Here is a 20,277-nt window from a genome sequence, read left to right on the forward strand (position 1 = left end):
CCCCGGTCGGTGATCGGCTATCCCGAGGCGGAGGCGCAGGTGGTCGGGGTGGCGTGTGCCGGATCGAGGGCGTTGGCCACCTCGTGGTGGGCGATGCGGTCGAAGAGGCCGAGCGCCACATGCTCGGAGAGGTTGGTCGCGCACAGGTCCTGGAGCAGGACATTGCGTACGTTCGGGCCGTCGAGGAACTGCGAACGGTACGGCGTGACCACCTCGTCGTACTTGGTGGCGATGACCGTGTAGTCGACACCCGGCACCGTGTCGCCGCCCGCGTTGAGCTTGGCCAGGAAGGCGGAGCCGGCCGTCTGCTCGGCGAGGGACGGCGTGGCCTTGGACAGCAGGTCGCCCACGCCGGGGAAGTACGGCAGCAGGTTGGTGAGACCGTTCAGCGTGGTGCCGTGGTTGCTGGGCCCGAGGCCGACGAGGGCGTTCACCTTGGCGGCTCCGCCAAGGAACTTGAGGTAGTAGCGGGGCATCAGGCCGCCCTGCGAGTGGCCGACGAGGTCGGTCTCGGCGGCGCCGGTCGCGGCGAGCACCTTGTCGACGAAGGCCCGGAGTTGCTCTGCCGACTTGTCGATCGGGCCAAGGCCATGGAAGAGCGGGACGCCGGGCAGTTGGCCGTAGTCGAGCGAGAAGACGCAGTAGCCGCGCTTCTTCAGATACGGAGCGAGGGCCGGCCAGTTGTCGACGGAGTTCCCGAAGGTGCCGTGGACGAGGACAACGGGGCGGGGGTGGGCGGCGGAGGGCTTGCAGGAGTAGTTGTTCCAGCCCGAGCTGGGGACGGCCTTTGCCTGTGCGGTGGCGGCAGGGGTGACGAGGACGGCGGCGGTCAGCAGCAGCGCGGCCAGGGATCTGGCCACTCGCTTCCAGGGCAGCATCGAGTGATCTCCTTGCGGCTCAAGGGAGTTGCGACGACGTACGCCCTGTGATCCGGATCACGAGGATGCTGTTCACTTGTCAAGTTACGATCGAGTAGTGCAACTGTGAAGTACGCGTCAGCAAAAACTTCCAGTGATAGCCGACGACGACACGGACGCGTACTGACGAATCGTCACCAGACGGGCTTGATGGGCCCGTAGGGCGCGATACGCACCAACCGCTCCCGCAGCGCCCGGACTTCACCCTCCCCGAGCAACTCGACCCACGGCTGCACGGCCTCCGCCGCCGCTTCTTCCGCGGCCCGCGTACAGGCCCACCCCTGCTCGGTCAGCACAACCAGCCGGGCGCGCGCGTCACCGGGATGGGGCCGCCGCTCGGCGTATCCCTTGCGCACGATCTCGTCGACGAGTTGACTCGCGGCCTGCTTGGTCACGCCCAGATGGGCGGCGAGCTCGGTGACCGTCGCACCGTCCGGGGCGAGCCGGGTGAAGGCGAACCCGTGCGCGGGCCGCAGCCCTTCGAAGCCGCGGGCCTCCACCCCGTCATGGATGCGCTGCGTGAGCTCGCCCGCGACGGCGAGCAGGGCGGCGGACAGGGCCATGGCCTCGGAGTTCTGCACGCCTGCATTGAAACACCCTTGACGGACTGGTCAAGCTCCTTGACCATGAGGACGAATAGTCAAGCAGGTTGACCATCTTGGCCGGAGGCCGCCATGCCCGTAGTCCGCTCGTCCGAAGCCATGACCCACGAGATCCACGGCGCCCGATTCATCTCGTACGCCACTCCCCGCACCGGAAGCAAAGAACTCTGCGCCTGGCGAGGCGAGATCCCCGCCGGGACCAAAGCCCCCGCGCACACCGTCAACCGCGAGGAGATCTTCCACCTGCTCGAAGGCGAACTCCTCATCACCCTCGACGGCCACACCGAACGCATCACCACGGGCGACACCGTGATCATCAACCCGGGCGCCACCCTCCGCGTCGAGAACCCCACCGACCGGACCGCGATCTCCTGGGTCACCACCTCCATCGGCCTGGAGGCGGTACTGGCCGACGGCAGTCGGATCACCCCGCCCTGGGCCAACTGACCGCTCCGCAAGGCGACTTACGCGAAGGCCGGCGTCCCCGATATCGCCGCCCGCGGCCCGGCCTTCGCGCGCGCCTGGTCCGCCACCTCCTCTATGCGGGTCTCTCCCGGCCTGGTGCCGCACAGGGCCATGTAGGCGAACATCGGCCCGGCTCCGCTCTCACCCGCGCAAACGCCGAAAACGCGAAAGGTCCCGCCCCCGCAGAAGCTGCGCGGGGACGGGACCCTTCGAGGCGATGGAGCGAGTTGGTGGAGCTGTGTGGAGCTGTCAGCCGATCTCGGTGCCGGTGGCCTCAAGGGCCTCCGTGACCGGCTGGAAGAAGGTCTCGCCGCCGGAGGTGCAGTCGCCGCTGCCGCCGGAGGTGAGGCCGATCGCGTTGGTGCCCGAGAAGAGCGAACCGCCGCTGTCACCGGGCTCGGCGCAGACGTTGGTCTGGATGAGCCCCTCGACGATGTCGCCGCCGCCGTAGTTCACGGTGGCGTCCAGGCCGGTGACCGTGCCGTCGGACACCTGGGTCGTGGAACCGCTGCGGATGACCTCCATGCCGACGGTGGCCTCGGCCGCGCCCGTGATCTCCTGGGCGGTGCCGTCGTAGAGGTTCACCTCGCTCGGGTGCTCCACGTCCGCGGTGTACTTGACCAGGCCGTAGTCGTCACCCGGGAAGCTGGATTCGACGTTCTCACCGATCACGTTGCCGTCCGCGTCCGACCAGCTGGTGATCGCCTCGGTGCAGTGCCCGGCGGTCAGGAAGGCCGGCTCGCCGCCCTGGAGCACATTGAAGCCGAGCGAACAGCGGCTGCCGCCACCGGTGATGGCGTCACCGCCGGCGATGAACTTCTTGAACTCGCCCTTCGTGGTCTTGAGTTCGGCCTTGGCGCCGAGCTTCTCGACGACCTTGGTCAGCTGGGCCATCTTCGCGCCCTTGACCGTGCGGTCAGCGGTGACGACGATCTTGTTGGTGGCCGGGTCGGTCGCCCACGCGGTGCCGGGGATCGTCGCGTCCTGCTTCAGCGTCGTACGGGCGCTCTTCAGCTCGGCGAGGGAATTCTCGACGATTCTGGCCTTGGCTCCCGCCGACTCGACGGCTTCGGCCGCGGCCTTGTCGAGCACGTTCACGACGAGGTTCTTGGCCTTCGCGTCGTAGTACGTTCCCGCCGCGTCGGCACCGAGGTCCTTGCCGAGCGTAGAGGCGAGCTTTCCGGCCGCGGTGACCGAGAGAGTCTCGGGCTTGGGTGCGGCCGTGGTCTCACTCGCGTTCGCGGACTGGAAGGTGACTCCCGCGGCCACGAGTGCGGCGATGCCCGCACCTGCCACGGCGGCACGCCGCTTGGGTATGCGTCGGTGCTTCAACTTACGTCCTCCTGTGGGGGGTCGGCCGCGGCGACTGTGGGGGCCGTCGCGACCGGAAGGCGTACGGGCATGGACACGACAAACAGCAAAAGCCACGTCCACGCCAGCGGACGCCACCCACTATTCCGATCCTTACGGGGAGCACACAAGGTCTACTTCAGGACGCGCATACCGCAACGAGCGTGCGCCCCCCGCAGGTTGACGCGCGTTGACTGTCCGGAATAAACACCACGTCAATTCCCGTAGCAAACACTACGTGCGAGTAACTATCGGCGCTCCGTGAGGTCTACACCTGTCCGGATTTCGCCCCTCCGGAGTCCGGATCGAACGGCTCGGGAACCGGCGGGAGTTGCTCCCGCAGCGATTGCTCCGCCATCGATGGCGCTGACGGCACCGACCGCTCCGACTCGTACGAAGGCGCGGGCGATGACTCGGCCGACGACTCCTTCGCCTGGGCCAACTGCTGCTGGGGCTGCGACAACAGCTTCTGAAGCTGGGCGAACAACTCCGGGGAGGGCAGCGAAGGCTGCTGCTCCTGGGAGGGCGGCGCCGGCTGCTGCGCACGCTCCAGGAAGCGCAGCAGCTCCACCGGGAAGGGCAGCACGAGCGTGGAGTTCTTCTCGGCCGCGACCGCCACCACGGTCTGCAGCAGCCGCAGTTGGAGGGCGGAGGGGGTATCGGCCATCTCCTTGGCCGCCTCGGCCAGCTTCTTGGAGGCCTGCAACTCGGCGTCGGCGTTGATGATCCGGGCCCGCCGCTCGCGGTCGGCCTCCGCCTGCCGCGCCATGGACCGCTTCATCGTCTCCGGCAGCGATACGTCCTTGATCTCGACCCGGTCGATGGTGACGCCCCACTCCACGGCCGGGCTGTCGATCATCAACTCCAGGCCCTGGTTGAGCTTTTCGCGGTTGGAGAGCAGATCGTCCAGATCGCTCTTGCCGATGATCGAGCGCAGCGACGTCTGCGCCATCTGCGCGACCGCGAACCGGTAGTCCTCGACCCGGATCACCGCGTCGGCGGCGGACACCACCTTGAAGTAGACGACGGCGTCCACGCGCACCGTGACGTTGTCCCGGGTGATCCCCTCCTGCCCGGGCACCGGCATCGTCACGATCTGCATGTTGACCTTCTGGAGCCGGTCCACGAAGGGCACGATCATGGTGAATCCGGGCCCGCGTACTTCGGATCGCAGCTTGCCGAGCCGGAGGACCACGCCCCGCTCGTACTGTTTGACGACCCGGGCCGCCGCCGCCACGTACACCGCTCCGACGGATCCGAGAGTCAGTCCGGCCGTCACCAGCTCCTCGATCATTACGACCCCCAGGGTCCGTATCGGGCGCATCAGGTGTGTACTTCAGGTACTTCGACGGTAACTCCGGCGCGGACGCGAAGGGGAGATGGAGGACGCAGGTGCCGAACGGCATTCGGATGCGGGACGGACGGTGGCTGGCGATCGAGGAGTGGGGCGACCCGGGTGGTACGCCGGTGGTGCTACTGCACGGCACACCGGGCTGCCGCTCCGGGGCGGTGCCGCGGGATCTGGTGGACGCGCGCCCCGGGGTGCGGTTCATCGCGTACGACCGCCCGGGGTACGGGGATTCGGACCGTGGCCCGGGGCGCCGGGTAGCGCACGCGGCGCGGGACGTGGCCGCGGTGGCCGACGCGCTGAAGCTCGGCCGGTTCGCGGTGCTCGGCCGCTCGGGCGGTGCCCCGCACGCACTGGCCTGCGCGGCGCTGCTGCCGAACCGGGTGCGGCGCGCGGCGGCGATGATGAGTCTCGCCCCGCCGGACGCCGAAGGGCTGCGCTGGTTCGACGGGATGGCCCAGTCCAACATCGAGGAGTTCACCCAGGCGCTGACCGACCCGCTGGACTTCGCCGAGAGTCTCTCCGCGCGGGCCGCCGCGATCCGCAAGGACCCGGCCCAGCTCCTCGTGTCGATCCGCGACGGCCTCACCGACTCAGACCGGCGGATCATCGCCGAACCAGCCATCAGCGAGATGCTGCTGCGCACCTTCCGCGAGGCGCTGCGCAGTTCGGCGTACGGCTGGATCGACGACGATCTCGCCCTGCTGAGCAACTGGGGCTTCGACCCGGCGGCGATCACCCGGCCCGTACTGCTGTGGCACGGCGCCCAGGACACCCTCTCCCCGGTGAGCCACTTCGAGTGGCTGGCCGAGCGCATCCCGCGCGCCCGGCCCGTACTGGACCCGGAGGCCGGTCACTTCGCGGCCCTGGAGGCCCTTCCGGACGTACTCGACTGGCTGGTTCCACGAGCGTCCGCCTGAACGAGGAGGACGAGCCTCCGCACACACGTGCATGCGGAGGCTCGTCCACTGCTGGCTGCTCTTACGAGCTTCGTACCTTCGTGCCTTGCGCGCCGATCAGTAGACGCTGACCCCGTAGGCGCTCAGGGCCTCGGTGACCGGCTGGTAGAACGTGGTGCCGCCGGTGGAGCAGTTGCCGCTGCCGCCTGAGGTCAGGCCGTACGCGGTGCCGTTGCTGCCGTAGAGCGAGCCGCCGGAGTCGCCGGGCTCGGCGCAGACGTTGGTCTGGATCAGACCGGAGACGACGTCGCCGCCGCCGTAGTTGACGGTCGCGTTGAGGGCGGTGACCCGGCCGCTGTGCGTACCGGTGGTGGAGCCGTCACGGATGACGGTGGTGCCCACGCTCGGCGTGGCCGCGCGGGTGATGTCCACGCCGTTCGCGGTGCCGGGCCTGCTGACGGACCCGGAGTACCGCACGATGCCGTAGTCGTTGCCCGGGAAGCTGGAGCCGGCGGTCGAGCCGATGACCGTGGTGCGACCGGAGTTGGAGTACCAGGTGCCGGCGCCGTCGGTGCAGTGACCGGCGGTCAGGAAGGACTGCACACCGCTGCTGTTCTGGACGTTGAAGCCGAGGGAGCAGCGCCAGCTACTCGCATAGATGGCGTCGCCGCCCTGGATGAGCTTGTTGAACTTGCCCGGGGTGTGCTTGATCTGAAGGGCGTCGGCGTTGCCGCCCGCCGCTTCCTTGATCTTCGCGATCTCCGCGTCGGAGACGGTGCTGTCGACGGTGACCATGACCTTGCCGGTCTTCGAGTCGACCGCCCAGGCGGTGCCCGGCACATCGGCCTGGAGCACCGAGGCGCCGGCCTTCTTGAGCTCGGTCGTGCTGAAGGTCTGTGCGTCGCTCGCGTTCGCGTTGGGGACGGTGACGGCGGCCGCGGCCACGAGTCCGGCACCGATGGCGATCAGCCGGGTGCGTCTCGCTATACCGCTGCGGGGGGTGGTGCGCTTGGTCCTCACTTTTACGTTCCTCCACATGGGAAGTCGGGGGCCCGCGTGGGGTCGGGGCCCGTGAGGCGCAGCCAGAAGCCAGGCGTCCGGATTCCGAACACGCTGTGCCCCTGACAGGCGCTGGAGGGAATATTCGACCGCCCGGCCGACCTGCGCAAGGGTGCCTTTCGGCCGTGCAGCGTTCAACTTGCGTACGTTCCGCGAAGGTTGCTCAGGTCAGAGCATGGATTGCTGCTCCCCCGCGGCAATCGACATGCCCAGGTTATTCCTCGGAACCCACCGTCAGACAGACCCCCGACAGGCGCCGAGTCACCGTCAGACGTTGAGTCGCCGTCAGACGTCGAGTTACGGAGCCGGATCGGCCACCCCGTTCACCCGTACGCCCCGATCGTCACCCATGCGCCGTGAAGAATCATATTTCACTCATAGTCAGCAGCCGTACACAGCAAGGCCCTTGGGAAAGTGGGCCCTCGACTAATTCGTTGTGCACCAGTACCGTCACGAAACCCCCGCGCGGCGTCTATCCCCTTGGCGCGACATCCGCATCATGGACGACCATAGGGATGCGGAAAGCAGAAAGACCGCTGTGAGAGGAGGCGTCCATGGGATCGGTGCGCAAGGCGAGTGCCTGGCTTGGCCTCGTCGACGACAACAACGATGACGAGCGTTACTACGACGACGACAACTACGCCGAAGGTTCCGAGCCCCGGGATGCCTGGGTCACGGATCCGCGTGTGAAGGTGGCGTCGGAGGCGGCCGAGGAGAAGGGCCGCCGGATCGGCACGGTCACCCCGGACAGCTTCCGGGACGCCCGTGGTATCGGCGAGCTCTTCCGGGACGGCGTCCCCGTCATCATGAACCTCACGGCCATGGAGCCCGCCGACGCCAAGCGCGTGGTCGACTTCGCGGCCGGCCTGATCTTCGGCCTGCGCGGCTCGATCGAGCGCGTGTCGAACCGTGTCTTCCTGCTGACCCCCGCCGACACGGAGATCGTCAGCGGGGAGCCGGTGGGCCGTCGGACCGACGGTTTCTTCAACCAGAGCTAGGCAAGGCCGCTCACCGGCCCCGCCTTCCGGAGCCTGAGGGCTACCGGAAGGCGTCGAGTCCGGTGAGCGCCTTGCCCAGCACCAGCTGGTGCATCTCGACAGTGCCTTCGTAGGTCAGCACCGACTCCAGGTTCGTGGCGTGCCGCATCACGGGGTATTCGAGCGAGATGCCGTTGGCGCCCAGGATCGTGCGCGCGGTGCGGCAGATGTCGATCGCTTCTCGTACGTTGTTGAGCTTGCCGAAACTGACCTGTTCGGGACGCAGCCGTCCCGCGTCCATCCGCCGCCCCAGATGGTGGGCGAGCAGAATCCCCTTGTGCAGTTCGACCGCCATGTCGGCGAGCTTGGCCTGGGTGAGCTGGAAACCGCCGATGGGCCGCCCGAACTGCTCACGCGTCTTCGCGTATTCGACCGCCGCCTCGAAACTCGACCGCGCGGCGCCCATCGCACCCCACACGATCCCGTAGCGGGCGTGCGAGAGGCAGCTGAGCGGCCCCTTCAGCCCGCTGACCTCGGGCAGTACGGCATCGGCGGGCAGCCGTACATCGTCGAGTACGAGCTCACTGGTGACCGAAGCCCGCAGGGACCACTTGTGCTTGATCTCGGGCGCGGAGAAGCCCGGGCTGTCGGTGGGCACGACGAAGCCGCGGATCCCGTCGTCGGTCTGCGCCCAGACGACGGCGACCTGGGCGACCGAGCCGTTGGTGATCCACATCTTCCGCCCGTTCAGGACCCAGTCGGTCCCGTCCCGCTTGGCGTACGTACGCATCGCCCCGGGGTCGGACCCGTGATCGGGCTCGGTCAGCCCGAAGCACCCGATGACCTCGCCGGCGGCCATCGGCGGCAGCCACCGCTGCTTCTGCTCCTCGGACCCGAACCGGTGGATCGCGTACATGGCGAGCGACCCCTGCACGGACACCAGCGACCGGATCCCGGTGTCGGCGGCCTCCAACTCCAGGCAGGCAAGTCCGTACTGCACAGCACTCGCCCCGGCACACCCGTACCCGCTGAGCGACATGCCCAGCGCCCCGATCTCCCCCAACTCCCGTGCCAGCTCCCGGATTCCGGGCAGCTCCCCCGACTCGTACCACTCGGCGATGTACGGCATCACCCGATCCGCGGCCCAGTCCCGCACGGTGTCCCGGATCGCCAGATCCTCCGGTTCGAGGAGCTCGTCGAGGCCGAGGGGGTCGGCGGGGTCGAAGGGGGGCAGCTTCGAGGGTACGGACATGGGGGGGGCCTCCGGCGACGAAAACTAGCACTGTTAACCACAACGCACGGCTGACGTTACGACGCAGTGTCACGCAAGTCGAGGGCCTGTTCCCTCCCACGAACCTCGGACCGGAACCGCGAACCCGCAGCCGCCCACGGCGCTGCACCCCCACAGGAAACCCGCACAGGTCAGCGAAGTTGAAACGGGCGGTGCGTGGGTGGGAAAAGCGCCTGACCGCAACCACAACGCGCGATCAGACGGACGACTCCGCACGCACCGGCGTATCCCGAGGCGCAGGCACCTCCGCCGAGCCCGCCGCAGGCGACTCGCACTCCATGGCCCGCGGCAACCGCAACGCCATAACGGCCCCGAGCAGCAACAGCCCGGCGCTGACGAGCAACGTCACATGCAGCCCGTGCACGAACGAGTCCCGGGCAGCATGCCGCAACGCCTCCCCCGGCCCCCCGCCCAGTCGCGCAGCGACCTCGTACGCCTCGCCCAGCGAATGACTCGCCGCAGCCGAATCCGCGGCGGGCACCCCTCGCACAGAGGCCAGCCCCGGCGCGTACGCCGCGTTCATCACGCTCCCGAGCAGCGCGACCCCGATCCCCGCACCCAGCTGGTACGAGGTCTCCCCGATCGCGGCGGCCCCACCCGCCTGCGACTGCGGAGCCTCACTGAGCATCGATTCGTACGCCCCGAACAGCGTCACCTCGAGCCCGAACCCGAGCAGCACGAACCCGGTCAGCAGCAGCGGAGCGTTGTCGTGGCGGCCCATTCCCGTGAGCATGATGACCGCGGCGGCGGTGAGACAGAAGCCGAGGCTGACCATGGTCCGCGGTCCGAAGCGGTGCAGCAGCTTCGCCCCGACAAGACCCGCGGCCATCGCGGCGACGGTGAGCGGCACCAGCCGCAGCCCGGTCTGAAGCGGCGACAGTTCCAGCACGAGCTGGAGATACTGCGCGGCGATCAGTTCCAGACCGACCAGCGCGAGCAGGGCGAGCACGATGCACCCGACGGACGTACTGAAGGCGGGCCTGGCGAACAGCCGCAGATCGACGAGCGGATGCTTACGCCGCCGCTGCCGCCGTACGAAGGCGACGAGCAGCCCGGCTCCCACGAGCAGCGGCGCCACCGTGTAGACGCTCAGCGGCATCTCCCCGGCGCCCAGCCGTTTGACGCCGAGGACGACACCGAAGAGCCCGGCCGCGGCCAGCAGTGCGCCGACGACGTCCCACGGCCCCTTGCCGTCCCCGGTCGACTCGGGCAGCAGCAACCGCCCGACGGGCAGGCTGACCAGCATCAGCGGGATGTTGATGAGGAAGACCGAACCCCACCAGAAGTGCTCCAGCAGGAACCCGCCGAGCAGCGGACCGACGGCCGCCCCCACTGCGGCGACCGCACTCCACACGCCGATCGCCATGGCCCGCTCACGCCGGTCGGGAAAGACCTGCCGCAGGATCGAGAGCGTCGCGGGCATGATCATCGCGCCGCCGACGCCGAGCAGGGCGCGCGCCGCGATCAGGACGTGCGCGCTGTCGGCGCAGGCCGCCAGGGCGGAGGCGACGCCGAAGAGGGCGTACCCGATCAGGAGGATCCGTCTGCGGCCGACCCGGTCGCCCAGCGTGCCGAAGAGGATCAGCAGCGAGGCGCAGACCAGCGGATAGATGTCGACGATCCAGAGGAGTTCGATCGCGCCGGGCCTGAGATCCTCGGTGACGGCGGGCACCGCGACATGCAGCACGGTGGCGTCGACGGCGACCAGCAGCAGGCTGACGCAGAGGACGACGAGGACAACCCATCGGTTTGCACCGGCCCCGGCCTCCCGACGGCAACGCGAAGCGGCCGTGGTCGTCCCGGACATGCACGTACCTCCCAGATGTTCCCTCGCGTTCGGCGGATCCGCGGGGTGGGGACTCCCTGCGGTTGCGGCCGGGAGGAGCGGTGTCCCGGTCTCACGCAACAAAGGCGAGTGAGTCGCCAGAGTACGCGAGATCCCTCCGGTGGCCAGTGGCGGGCCTCTCACGTAACTCTCAGAAAGCGTGTGGCGTGCGCCACGCTCCCACGTGACCGAGCACGCCCCGCCGGGCCGCCCGGTTCCGGGTCCGGCCCATAATCGAGCCCGTGACCGATCTTGAAACGCCCGTCGCGCCGGCCCGTCCGGGACCGTGGCCGCGCCGCGTCGCCCCTGCCCTGCTGGGGTACGCGGCGGTCCGTGCGCTGGGCCTGGTGGCGCTCGCCCTGTGGAGCGCCGCCCGCGACAAGAGCCCGCACCAGCTGCTCACGGCACGCTGGGACTCGCTCTGGTACACGCGGGTCGCGGAGCTCGGTTACGGCTATGAGGTACGTCTCCCCAACGGCGACGTGCACTCGAATCTCGCGTTCTTCCCTCTGCTGCCGTGGCTGGAGCGGGCGGTCTCGGCGGTGACTCCGCTGTCGTACGCGGACGCGGGCCTGCTGATCAGCACGCTGGCGTCACTCGCCGCGGCCTGGGGCATCTTCGCGGTCGCGGACCATGTCTACACAGAAAAAAAGGCGCGAAGCGCGGCCTTGGAAGGGCGGTGGCGGGAGACGGGCGGGATCCGGGCAGGCGTGTGCGCGGTGCTGCTGTGGGCGGTGCTGCCCGTCGGGATCGTGCAGTCGATGGCGTACAGCGAGTCGCTGTTCACGGCGCTCGCGGCCTGGTCGCTGTACGCGGTCCTGACCGGCCGCTGGCTGACGGCGGGCCTGCTCGCCTCGTTCGCCGGCCTGACCCGCCCGGTGGGCGCCGCGGTGGTCGCCGCGGTGTGGGTGGCGGCGATCGCCTCGTACGTACGGGACTCGTCCGTACGGAAGTCGCCCGCACGTGATTCGTCCGTACGGAAGTCGCCCGCACGTGATTCGTCCGTACGGAAGTCGCCCGCACGTGATTCGTCCGTACGGGAACGGAGTGTTCTGGCATCGGACAGTGCGCCCCTCTGGCGACGCGCCCTGGGCATGCTCCTCGCGCCCCTGGGCGCCGCCGGTTACGTCCTGTGGGTCGGGCAGCACACGGGCATGGGCCCGCTGGGCTATCTCGACGTCCAGGCGGGGTGGGGCAACGGCTTCGACGGCGGTTACGCCTTCGGCCGGTTCGTGGCCGACAAGTTCACGTCGTTTCCCTCCGCCCTCGCCGGGGTCGGGCTGATCGTCGGGGTCGCCCTGGTGATCTGGCTGTATGTGATCTGCGTACGACAGGGTCAGCCGCTGCCGCTGCTGGTGTACGCGGGGATCGTCACCGCGCTCGCCCTGTGCGCGTCGAGCTACTTCGGCTCGAAACCGCGCCTGCTGCTGCCCGCCTTCCCTCTGCTGCTGCCGCCGGCACTGGCCCTGGCCCGGCTGCGAACGCCCAGGTCGGCGTGGGTGCTGGGGAGCGTGACGGTGGTGTCGGCGGTGTACGGCGCGTTCTGGCTGAACGGCTCCGGTCCGCCCTGACCGCCTGCCTGGCGCTCGGTGAGCAGCCGGGGAATTGCGTGCAAGCTTTTGGTGAACAAATTCAGACGCGCCCAAAAACAACTCGCTGAACGGAGCAATGGAATTACAGGAAGGACGCACCCGAGGAATCCATAATCCCCGGCGATAAACCCCCTCTTGAGAGGAATCCCACATCACATCGTCATCACAAAGAGCGCGCTCCGGCGTTGCACACAGCTCACTCGCTGTAACGTCGAATACGTGCGTACCGAACGAAAGCTGACTCGTCTGGACCGGGTCTTCGCCCGGTTGGACCGTGAGCCGGAACGACCGGCCCATATCGACGTGCCCAGGATGAGCCGGCACAGGGTGGTTCTCCTCGCGGCCACACTCGCCTTCTACGCGGCCATCGTGTGGGCCGTGATCATCAACTCCTGGCTGGTCACGCTCGACTGGCAGGTCATGTTCTTCCGGCCCTATCAGCAGTGGCCGGAGATCCACGCGTTCCTCGACTACTACGTGGTGCTCGGCCAGCGCGGCCCCACCGCCGTGATGGTCACGGCCTGGCTGGGCTGGCGTTCCTGGCGGATGCACACACTGCGCCCGCTGCTCGCGCTCGGCGTCTCACTGCTGCTGCTGAACGTCACGGTGGGCGCCGCCAAGATCGGCATGGGCCGGCTGGGCCCGCACTACGCGACCACGATCGGCTCGAACGAGATGTGGCTGGGCGGCGATATATTCCCTTCGGGTCACACCGCCAACGCCGTCGTGACCTGGGGCATTCTCGCCTATCTGGCCTCGACGCCGCGCGCCCGCCGCTGGCTGTCGGCCGTCTCCGCCGTGATCTCCCTGGGCGTCGGCCTGACCACCGTCTACATCGGTACGCACTGGCTGAGCGATGTCGTCCTGGGCTGGGCCGCGGGTCTGCTGATCCTGCTGGCGCTGCCCTGGTTCGAGCCGCTGATCGCCCGCGCCGAGGCCCGTATCTTCGCCCTGCGGGACGCCTGGCGCAGCCGCCGCGCCGGTACGGCACCGGTGCCGGCCACCGCCCCGATGGGCGCCCCCGCGATGCTCTCGCCGCACGAGGTGCCCGCCGACAGCGCCGCCTCCGCCTCTCCGGCTTCTCCCGCCTCCGTCGACGAGGAGGAGCCGGCGTCCGCGCCCCGCGAGCCGGTCAGCGCGCCGCGCACGTCCCGGACGCCCGTCGCACCTCTCTACCTGGCGCCCGGCCCGCACACGAGCCGCGCGGAGCGTACGCCGGTGACGCCCGCCGGAAGCCGCAGACCCCCGCACTCGGAGCGAGTGACACGTGGCACCTCCCACACCAACCAGCCCCGCCCCGTGACGGGCGGCTGAGCAGCAGACAGCGGGGCCGGTACGCACACACGGCTCCTCGCATGCGAAGGCCCTCGGCTCCCGGAGCCGAGGGCCTTCGCAGTGGACAGCAGGGAACGTTCAGCCCTTCCAGCAGCGCTTCACGACGCCGTCGCTGACCTCGAAGTTCAAGCGGCCGCTCTTGTACTCCATGGTGATGATCGCGCCCGGCGGCAGCGACCTCACGGTGGACCAGCCGTGCTCGCGCGCGCGCTGCTCCGCGCCACTCGCCTCCAGACCGACGTACGCGTCCGGATTGTCCTGAGGCTCTGCGGAAGGTGTGGGAATCGGTGCCATGCCGCCACGTTAGGCGCCGGAATGCGGACGGGGAAGCCCGATACCCGCCACGATCCGTCACCGGTACCTCTCCGGTCACACTTCTGTCACAGGACCACGACACTCGATTTGGCCGAACTCCGTCACACGAACGGGCGGTTCCCGACGCGTTTCGCGCACTGTCGAACGTAATTCCTGACTAGCTTGACGGCGATCCGAATAAGCCCGAGGGGCCCGGCGGAATGCGTGGCGCGTACTCGACGCGCACGCCTTTCCGTTCCGAATAAGCGGTGCGTCCCGAAAGGTGACACACCACAGGAAATACATGGTTCAAGCACAGAACCGACGTACGCCCCCTGTCGGAGCGCCGCGCGACGTGAGCATCATGGTGTGAGCTTCGGGAGGCCCAGGGCGCGATGAGCGAGGGGGCAGCGATGGGTACTGATACCGCGCAGGCACCGGTCCGGGGCGTAGTGGTGAAGCAGCCCGGGCGGTTGATCGTCGACTGGCTCACCACCACCGATCACAAGAAGATCGGCCATCTCTATCTGATCACGTCATTCGCGTTCTTCCTGGTCGGCGGTCTGATGGCGCTGCTGATGCGGGCCGAGCTCGCCCGTCCGGGCACGCAGCTGATCGACAACAACCAGTTCAACCAGATGTTCACCATGCACGGCACGATCATGCTGCTGCTCTTCGCGACGCCCACCTTCGCCGGTTTCGCGAACGAGATCATGCCGCTGCAGATCGGCGCACCCGACGTGGCGTTCCCCCGGCTGAACATGCTCTCGTACTGGCTGTTCCTCTTCGGCGGGCTGATCGTGCTGGGCTCGCTGCTGGTGCCGGAAGGGCCCGCCAACTTCGGCTGGTTCGCCTATGCCCCGCTCAACAGCCTGGAACGGTCGCCCGGCATCGGTGCCGACATGTGGATCATGGGGCTCGCGCTGGCCGGTTTCGGCACGATCCTCGGTGCGGTGAACTTCCTGACGACCATCGTCGGGATGCGCGCCCCCGGCATGACGATGTTCCGGATGCCGATCTTCACCTGGAACACGCTGTTCACCTCGATCCTCATCCTGATGGCGTTCCCGGTGCTCGCCGCGGCGCTCCTGGTCCTGGAGGCGGACCGGCGGTTCGGCTCGCAGGTCTTCGCCTCGGCCAACGGCGGGGCGCTGCTGTGGCAGCACCTCTTCTGGTTCTTCGGGCATCCGGAGGTCTACATCATCGCCCTGCCGTTCTTCGGCATCGTCACCGAGATCCTGCCGGTGTTCAGCCGGAAGCCGATCTTCGGTTATCTGACGCTGGTGGCCGCGACGATGGCCATCACGGGTCTGTCGGTGGTCGTGTGGGCGCACCACATGTTCGCGACGGGCGCGGTGCTGCTGCCGTTCTTCTCGTTCATGTCGTTCCTGATCGCGGTACCGACGGGCGTGAAGTTCTTCAACTGGACCGGCACGATGCTCAAGGGATCCCTGTCCTTCGAGACACCCATGCTGTGGTCCACCGGCTTCCTGGTGACCTTCCTGTTCGGTGGGCTGAGCGGCGTGATCCTGGCGTCACCGCCGCTGGACTTCCACGTCACGGACACCTACTTCGTGGTGGCGCACTTCCACTACGTGGTCTTCGGCACCGTGGTCTTCGCGACCTTCGCCGGCTTCTACTTCTGGTGGCCGAAGTTCACCGGGAAACTGCTCGACGAGCGGCTCGGCAAGATCCACTTCTGGACGCTCTTCGTCGGCTTCCACGTCACGTTCCTGGTGCAGCACTGGCTCGGCGCGGAGGGCATGCCGCGCCGGTACGCGGACTATCTGGCCGCCGACGGGTTCACGGCGCTCAACACCGTCTCGTCGATCGGCTCGTTCCTGCTCGGCTTGTCGACGCTGCCGTTCCTCTACAACGTCTGGAAGACGGCCAGGTACGGCGAGAAGGTGGAGGTCGACGACCCATGGGGCTTCGGCCGCTCCCTGGAGTGGGCGACCTCCTGCCCGCCGCCCCGGCACAACTTCCTCACGCTGCCCAAGGTCCGCTCCGAATCCCCGGCCTTCGACCTCCACCACCCGCAGTTCGCGGCGATCGCCCCGCCCCAGACCCGGTCAGGTCAGGAGCGTGGCTTCAGCTCACCGCAGTGACCGTCACCGACAGGTCGTTGTCCGCCGTGTAGTACGGTCCCGCCAGCGCCGGGCCCTGCTCCGTCTTCAGCGTGACCTTCGGGTAGGCGAAGATCGGCTTCTTGTCGGCGATGTCGTCGAGCAGCCGGGCGATCCGTACGCGCGGCCCGGCCTCCCCCGCCGGGCGCAGCCACAGGTCCCAGACGCCCTCCGTCAGGGCGCCGTAGTCGACCGTGCAGCGGAACTCCGTCCCGTCAGCGGTGATGTCGGCTCTCAGCGCGGTCGCCGGTGCGTGACGGGCGCGTACTTCGGCGTACGCGTCCGGTGTGAGCGTGTCCCCGTACAGCCGGCCGCGCAGGCTCAACTCCCCCTCCTTCACGTACAGTTCGCCCGCCTCGGCGTGCGGGGCGCGCAGCCAGCTGCGGACGGTGAGGTTGCCGTGCTTGGTGGCGTACGGGATACGGACGGCGACATGGCCGCCGCCGGCGTCGGGCACGCGGTCGACGAGCGAGCGCAGGTCGTTGACGCCGGGCATCAGGCGCTGCGGCTCGCCGTCGGCCAACTGGGCGTAGGCGTCCCAGCGGCCCTCGGGCAGTTCGACGCCGCTGGGCAGCGCGGCCCGCAGCCGGCCGTCGGCGGCCGGCGTGAGCGGCAGGCTGACCTCGTCTTCGCTGCCGCGGCGGCGCAGCAGCAGGTACGCGGCTCCGGCCTGAGCGGACTGGGTGATGTCGAAGGTGAGCCCGCCCGCGGAGTCGGCGATGCAGTCGGCGCGCGGGGGCATGGCGGCGTCCTCGTCGGTGTGCCGGGGCGCGGGCTGCGGAGCCAGCGTCGTCATGCGGTGTGCCCCTTCTTGAATACCGTGCATCCGGCATCCCGAACGGCATACGCGCCACCGAGCAGCGCCCCCCGGGTGCGGTGCAGTGACCCGCGCATCCGCCCGAACCCCGAGCCACCGCGCGGGACCAGCCCGGCGAACAGCGACTCGTAGCGCTCGGCGATACGGGCCGGGTCGAAGCGCTCGGAGTCCTTGAGGGCCGCGCTCGCCATCTCGTGGCGGAGCGGGTCGTCGTTGATCAGTTCGAGGAGGCCGTCGGCGATGGCCTTGACGCTGCCGACCTTGACGAGGCGTCCGTCGACGCCGTTGTCGATGATCTCCCGCGGGCCGTGCGGGCAGTCCGTGGAGACGACGGGCAGTCCGCAGCGCATGGCCTCGACGATCGTCATGCCGAAGGACTCCAGGCTGGAGGTGACGGCGGCGATGGAGCCCTTGGTCCACTCGGGTTCGATGGGGTGGGCGGGGCCCATCAGATACACGTGGTTGTAGAGGCCGAGGTCGTCGATGAGGGCGCGCAGCTTGTCCTTCTGCTTGCCGCCGCCGTAGATCCTCAGGCGCCAGTCGGGCCGCTGGTCGCGTACCCGGTCGAAGGCCTTGATCAGCAGGTCGTACCGCTTGACCGGGGCGAGCCGCCCGGCTGCCACGACCCACTTGCCGGAGCCGTCCGCGGGCTGGATGCCGGGCGCGGGCACGGAGTTGGGCACGGCCTCGACGCGTACGCCGGGCAGCCGCATCTTCTTGCGGTACGCCCCGGCGTCGGCCTCGGTCGTGGTCGTGAGCGCGTCAAGCCTGGGGTAGACGCCGCGCAGCTCCTCGCGCAGGGCGGTCGAGTGGCTGTCGAGCGTGAGGTGCTCCTGGCCGACCCGGATCGGGCCGCGCCGGGTCTCCCGGGCCAGATGCACGTTCAGGCCGGGTCTGGTGCCCACCACGACATCGGCGTCGACCGTCGAGAGGTGCGAGGCGATACGCCGGTCCGTGAGGGCGCTGTACTGGCCGTAGCGGCCCTCCGCATGCGGGAAGACCCGGGCCGGACGCTTGTTCTCGGGGTCCTCGCCCTCGTATCCCGGGCTCTCCTTGCGGAGGTCGACGAGGTGGCGCAGGCGGACGCGGGGGTCGGGCGCGAAGACCGGCTCGTCTCGGTGGCGGAACACCGAGACGATCTCGACGTCGTGCTGCTCGGCGAGGGTACCGGCGAGGTTGTACGTCGTCCGGATCGTCCCCCCGATCCCGTACGCGTTGTGTATCAGGAAAGAAATATGCATGCGTTCCCGAATCCCCTGTCTCGTCCGCTACCGCGTGGTTAGACCCGAGCCCCTGGGGGATGGTTGGGCTCCATCACCATCTTGTTCCCGAAAAGTTTCCCTTTTGATAACTGATGTACGGAACATTTCGTAATTTTCACGCATCCGGGCCAGTAGAGGGCCTCGCAGGGGTCGTGCCGTCTCAGGGTTCGTAAGACAACTGCGGTACCTCGAAACAGTTGCTGTTCATGTCGCCCTGGCTCACCCACCCCTCGGCGTCCTCCCAACGGGCCACGGACACACAGGTCCTGCGGGTCTTCGGGGGCTCGGACAGGCGCTCGTAGGTGACCGGCAGCAGCAGACCGTCGGCGGTGTACGGCTTGCCCTCGGCCATGAAGCGGTCGACACACGCGCGCGTGATGCCCGTCCGCGCACAGGACTGGGCCGCGTCCGTGAACCACATCGCCGCCGCCCAGCCCTCCAGCTGCCACTGGGAATGGGTCTTCAAGTCCTTCGTGGCGTCCCGGAATTCCCGTACGGCCTCGTGGTCCGTGTCCTCGTAGTTGCGGCTGGAGCCCGTCGCCCACAGGGCGTTGCGGCAGCGCGGCGAGTCCTTGTAGTCCTCGCGGACGGTGGACGTCCAGTTCTGCACGTTGGTGACCTTGGCGAGGACCTCGGCGCCCACGTCGTCCATGGCCTTGCACAGCTGGGCGTTGCCGTAGGAGTCGATGGCGTCGAAGACCAGATCGGCGCCCTGCTCCTTCAGGTCGGCCGCCACGGCGCGGAAGTTGGGCAGCGAGAAGTCGACCTGCTCGGTGGTCACCTCGTAGCCCTCGGCCTCCAGGCCCCGGGTGACGAGCCGCGCGTACGCGGCCGACGCCGGCTGGTTGTAGGAGACGACTGCCGCCGTACGGGCCCCCTGCTCGCGCTTGAAGTAGCGGTAGACCTCCGTACCGCCGTACAGCTTGCCGTCCCAGCCGGGCTTTCCGTCCCGTGGCGCGAGGCTGCCGTAGATGCTGTAGAGGTGTGGATACGTGTCGTACGCCGGGCCGATGGGCTGGCCGCCGATGTCGGGCACGCGCGCGCGTGAGACACGGGAGGCGCCCGCGTAGTCGAGAGACGAGCCGGCGACGAGGGCGACGACCTTCTCCTCGTCGACGAGCTTGTGCACGCACTCGTTGTTGCCGACGCCGCTGCCGCCGTCGTCACACGTACGGACCTCGACCTGGCGGCCGTCGATGCCGCCGCGTGCGTTCAGCCGCTCGAAGTAGGCCTTCGCGCCGTCGCGCGGGCCGGTGAACGCGTCACCGCCGACCGGGCTGGTGGCGCTGGTGATGATGCCGACGCGGATCGGCTCGCCGCCAGCCCGTGTGGGGGCGTTGCCGTCGGGCCGGTTCTCGAAGTCGCTCTCCGGGAGGCGGCTACCGCAGGCCGTGCTCAGCAGGAGCAGCAGGCCCGCGACGGCGACCTCAACAGCCCGGAAGCGGCGACGCATTGCCGCTCAGCCCGACAAGGCCGCACAGCGTCTTGACGGAGACCTTCCACACGTCGTCCTGCTCTACGGCCGTCCCCGTGGCGTTGGGCATGACCGTGGCGCCCTTCAGGGTGAGTGTGTACGTCACGTTCGCCTCGGTCGCCGAGGTGAACTCGACCTTGTTGACCTCCGCCTGCACCTGCCCGCCGCGCTCGTCACCGCTGAAGGCCTGCAGGACCGGGGCCATCCGGTCGCCGTTCTCCAGGTAGGCCTGCTTGTCCTTCAGGGGGGTGGCGGGGTCGAAGAACTTCACCCAGTTCTCCTTGATCTCCCGCTCCGCCGCCGCGGCGTCCTCCGGCGCCGTAGCAGTCTCCTCAGCGCGGGTGGGCTCCTCCACCGTGGGCGAGGGCGGCGCCGCGTCGCCGCCGCCGCTGTCGTCCCCGCAGGCCGTGAGGGCCGGGCCGCCCGCCACCAGGACCGCGGCTGCCAGCCACGCCGCCGTACGCCGTCCAGGACCACGCATCCGCCTGCCGCTCCCCCGCCTGAGGTCGCTGCCGAGAACCATCTGGCTCACCACCGGGTGTCGGTCCGGGCCATCAACGCCCGGTTCTTTCAGGGTCAGCTTCCACAGGGCATAGTGCAAGCCATTGGTCGGCATGGACAGATACGTGACAGACACATGACGT

19 protein-coding genes are annotated in these 20,277 nt (G+C 68.8%); 6 read left to right on the forward strand and 13 right to left on the reverse strand.

All coding sequences use genetic code 11. From position 1 onward, the window contains the following. Window positions 1-17: 17 nt before the first annotated feature. Entirely contained in the window at window positions 18-878 is an 861-nt protein-coding gene (locus tag ACYVO6_RS02145) for an esterase/lipase family protein (protein WP_461056650.1), read from the reverse strand. Between the two features lie 173 nt (window positions 879-1,051). Next, a complete protein-coding gene (locus ACYVO6_RS02150; protein ID WP_461056651.1) occupies window positions 1,052-1,498 on the reverse strand; it encodes a MarR family winged helix-turn-helix transcriptional regulator in 447 nt (148 codons plus the stop codon). A gap of 93 nt (window positions 1,499-1,591) precedes the next feature. On the opposite strand from ACYVO6_RS02150, the gene ACYVO6_RS02155 reads away from it, so the two are divergent. Then, the gene (locus ACYVO6_RS02155) at window positions 1,592-1,966 is read left to right on the forward strand and encodes a cupin domain-containing protein (RefSeq protein ID WP_461056652.1); all 375 of its coding nucleotides are present in this window, start codon (window positions 1,592-1,594) and stop codon (window positions 1,964-1,966) included. A 17-nt stretch (window positions 1,967-1,983) separates the two neighbouring features. Here ACYVO6_RS02155 and ACYVO6_RS02160 read toward each other — a convergent pair whose 3' ends face one another. The 3 genes from ACYVO6_RS02160 to ACYVO6_RS02170 form a co-directional block, all read right to left on the reverse strand. After that, a complete protein-coding gene (locus tag ACYVO6_RS02160) occupies window positions 1,984-2,109 on the reverse strand; it encodes a hypothetical protein (protein ID WP_461056653.1) in 126 nt (41 codons plus the stop codon). Window positions 2,110-2,233: 124 nt separating this feature from the next. Further along, window positions 2,234-3,316: a S1 family peptidase gene (locus ACYVO6_RS02165; RefSeq protein ID WP_461056654.1), complete on the reverse strand. Its 1,083-nt coding sequence runs from the start codon at window positions 3,314-3,316 to the stop codon at window positions 2,234-2,236. A gap of 286 nt (window positions 3,317-3,602) precedes the next feature. Further along, the gene (locus ACYVO6_RS02170) at window positions 3,603-4,628 is read right to left on the reverse strand and encodes a slipin family protein (protein WP_461056727.1); all 1,026 of its coding nucleotides are present in this window, start codon (window positions 4,626-4,628) and stop codon (window positions 3,603-3,605) included. A 98-nt stretch (window positions 4,629-4,726) separates the two neighbouring features. On the opposite strand from ACYVO6_RS02170, the gene ACYVO6_RS02175 reads away from it, so the two are divergent. After that, entirely contained in the window at window positions 4,727-5,602 is an 876-nt protein-coding gene (locus ACYVO6_RS02175) for an alpha/beta fold hydrolase (protein WP_461056655.1), read from the forward strand. Between the two features lie 96 nt (window positions 5,603-5,698). Here ACYVO6_RS02175 and ACYVO6_RS02180 read toward each other — a convergent pair whose 3' ends face one another. Beyond that, window positions 5,699-6,601 carry a S1 family peptidase gene (locus tag ACYVO6_RS02180; RefSeq protein ID WP_461056656.1) on the reverse strand — a complete coding sequence of 301 codons (903 nt, stop codon included), beginning with the start codon at window positions 6,599-6,601 and terminating at the stop codon, window positions 5,699-5,701. 593 nt (window positions 6,602-7,194) lie between these two features. Between ACYVO6_RS02180 and ACYVO6_RS02185 the strand changes: the two genes are divergently transcribed. After that, window positions 7,195-7,638: a cell division protein SepF gene (locus ACYVO6_RS02185; RefSeq protein ID WP_432954035.1), complete on the forward strand. Its 444-nt coding sequence runs from the start codon at window positions 7,195-7,197 to the stop codon at window positions 7,636-7,638. Window positions 7,639-7,678: 40 nt separating this feature from the next. On the opposite strand, the gene ACYVO6_RS02190 is transcribed toward ACYVO6_RS02185, so the two are convergent. Continuing rightward, window positions 7,679-8,869 carry an acyl-CoA dehydrogenase family protein gene (locus ACYVO6_RS02190; protein WP_461056657.1) on the reverse strand — a complete coding sequence of 397 codons (1,191 nt, stop codon included), beginning with the start codon at window positions 8,867-8,869 and terminating at the stop codon, window positions 7,679-7,681. A 235-nt stretch (window positions 8,870-9,104) separates the two neighbouring features. Beyond that, window positions 9,105-10,715, reverse strand: coding sequence for an MFS transporter (locus ACYVO6_RS02195; protein WP_461056658.1), 1,611 nt, complete (start codon window positions 10,713-10,715; stop codon window positions 9,105-9,107). Window positions 10,716-10,975: 260 nt separating this feature from the next. On the opposite strand from ACYVO6_RS02195, the gene ACYVO6_RS02200 reads away from it, so the two are divergent. Both ACYVO6_RS02200 and ACYVO6_RS02205 read left to right on the forward strand, forming a co-directional pair. After that, window positions 10,976-12,304, forward strand: a complete 1,329-nt coding sequence (locus ACYVO6_RS02200) for a mannosyltransferase family protein (protein ID WP_461056659.1) — start codon at window positions 10,976-10,978, stop codon at window positions 12,302-12,304. A gap of 240 nt (window positions 12,305-12,544) precedes the next feature. Continuing rightward, complete coding sequence (locus ACYVO6_RS02205) at window positions 12,545-13,639, forward strand: phosphatase PAP2 family protein (protein ID WP_461056660.1); 1,095 nt, start codon at window positions 12,545-12,547, stop codon at window positions 13,637-13,639. 99 nt (window positions 13,640-13,738) lie between these two features. On the opposite strand, the gene ACYVO6_RS02210 is transcribed toward ACYVO6_RS02205, so the two are convergent. Beyond that, window positions 13,739-13,954, reverse strand: a complete 216-nt coding sequence (locus tag ACYVO6_RS02210) for an I78 family peptidase inhibitor (RefSeq protein ID WP_461056661.1) — start codon at window positions 13,952-13,954, stop codon at window positions 13,739-13,741. 413 nt (window positions 13,955-14,367) lie between these two features. Between ACYVO6_RS02210 and ctaD the strand changes: the two genes are divergently transcribed. Continuing rightward, window positions 14,368-16,062 (forward strand): aa3-type cytochrome oxidase subunit I, encoded by a 1,695-nt coding sequence (gene ctaD / locus ACYVO6_RS02215; protein WP_461056662.1) that lies wholly within the window; start codon window positions 14,368-14,370, stop codon window positions 16,060-16,062. Here ctaD and ACYVO6_RS02220 read toward each other — a convergent pair. The 4 genes from ACYVO6_RS02220 to ACYVO6_RS02235 all read right to left on the reverse strand — a co-directional run bounded on the left by ACYVO6_RS02220 (window position 16,046) and on the right by ACYVO6_RS02235 (window position 20,114). Further along, window positions 16,046-16,876 carry a hypothetical protein gene (locus ACYVO6_RS02220; protein ID WP_461056663.1) on the reverse strand — a complete coding sequence of 277 codons (831 nt, stop codon included), beginning with the start codon at window positions 16,874-16,876 and terminating at the stop codon, window positions 16,046-16,048. The two genes, ctaD and ACYVO6_RS02220, sit on opposite strands and share 17 nt — an antisense overlap. After that, window positions 16,873-18,138, reverse strand: coding sequence for a glycosyltransferase family 4 protein (locus ACYVO6_RS02225; RefSeq protein WP_461056664.1), 1,266 nt, complete (start codon window positions 18,136-18,138; stop codon window positions 16,873-16,875). Before ACYVO6_RS02225 ends, ACYVO6_RS02220 begins: the two co-directional genes overlap by 4 nt. 181 nt (window positions 18,139-18,319) lie before the next feature. After that, the gene (locus ACYVO6_RS02230; protein WP_461056665.1) at window positions 18,320-19,612 is read right to left on the reverse strand and encodes an ABC transporter substrate-binding protein; all 1,293 of its coding nucleotides are present in this window, start codon (window positions 19,610-19,612) and stop codon (window positions 18,320-18,322) included. Beyond that, entirely contained in the window at window positions 19,587-20,114 is a 528-nt protein-coding gene (locus ACYVO6_RS02235; RefSeq protein WP_461056666.1) for a hypothetical protein, read from the reverse strand. Before ACYVO6_RS02235 ends, ACYVO6_RS02230 begins: the two co-directional genes overlap by 26 nt. Window positions 20,115-20,277 lie beyond the last annotated feature (163 nt).

The organism is Streptomyces pseudoechinosporeus (assembly GCF_054783935.1).

Bases quoted from the DNA above. Each gene is read 5' to 3' on its own strand.
- ACYVO6_RS02145 (WP_461056650.1), bottom strand. From the start codon at position 878: ATGCTGCCCTGGAAGCGAGTGGCCAGATCCCTGGCCGCGCTGCTGCTG.
- ACYVO6_RS02155 (WP_461056652.1), top strand. From the start codon at position 1,592: ATGCCCGTAGTCCGCTCGTCCGAAGCCATGACCCACGAGATCCACGGC.
- ACYVO6_RS02160 (WP_461056653.1), bottom strand. From the start codon at position 2,109: ATGTTCGCCTACATGGCCCTGTGCGGCACCAGGCCGGGAGAGACCCGC.
- ACYVO6_RS02170 (WP_461056727.1), bottom strand. From the start codon at position 4,628: ATGATCGAGGAGCTGGTGACGGCCGGACTGACTCTCGGATCCGTCGGA.
- ACYVO6_RS02185 (WP_432954035.1), top strand. From the start codon at position 7,195: ATGGGATCGGTGCGCAAGGCGAGTGCCTGGCTTGGCCTCGTCGACGAC.
- ACYVO6_RS02190 (WP_461056657.1), bottom strand. From the start codon at position 8,869: ATGTCCGTACCCTCGAAGCTGCCCCCCTTCGACCCCGCCGACCCCCTC.
- ACYVO6_RS02195 (WP_461056658.1), bottom strand. From the start codon at position 10,715: ATGTCCGGGACGACCACGGCCGCTTCGCGTTGCCGTCGGGAGGCCGGG.
- ACYVO6_RS02210 (WP_461056661.1), bottom strand. From the start codon at position 13,954: ATGGCACCGATTCCCACACCTTCCGCAGAGCCTCAGGACAATCCGGAC.
- ctaD (WP_461056662.1), top strand. From the start codon at position 14,368: ATGGGTACTGATACCGCGCAGGCACCGGTCCGGGGCGTAGTGGTGAAG.
- ACYVO6_RS02220 (WP_461056663.1), bottom strand. From the start codon at position 16,876: ATGACGACGCTGGCTCCGCAGCCCGCGCCCCGGCACACCGACGAGGAC.
- ACYVO6_RS02225 (WP_461056664.1), bottom strand. From the start codon at position 18,138: ATGCATATTTCTTTCCTGATACACAACGCGTACGGGATCGGGGGGACG.
- ACYVO6_RS02230 (WP_461056665.1), bottom strand. From the start codon at position 19,612: ATGCGTCGCCGCTTCCGGGCTGTTGAGGTCGCCGTCGCGGGCCTGCTG.
- ACYVO6_RS02235 (WP_461056666.1), bottom strand. From the start codon at position 20,114: ATGCGTGGTCCTGGACGGCGTACGGCGGCGTGGCTGGCAGCCGCGGTC.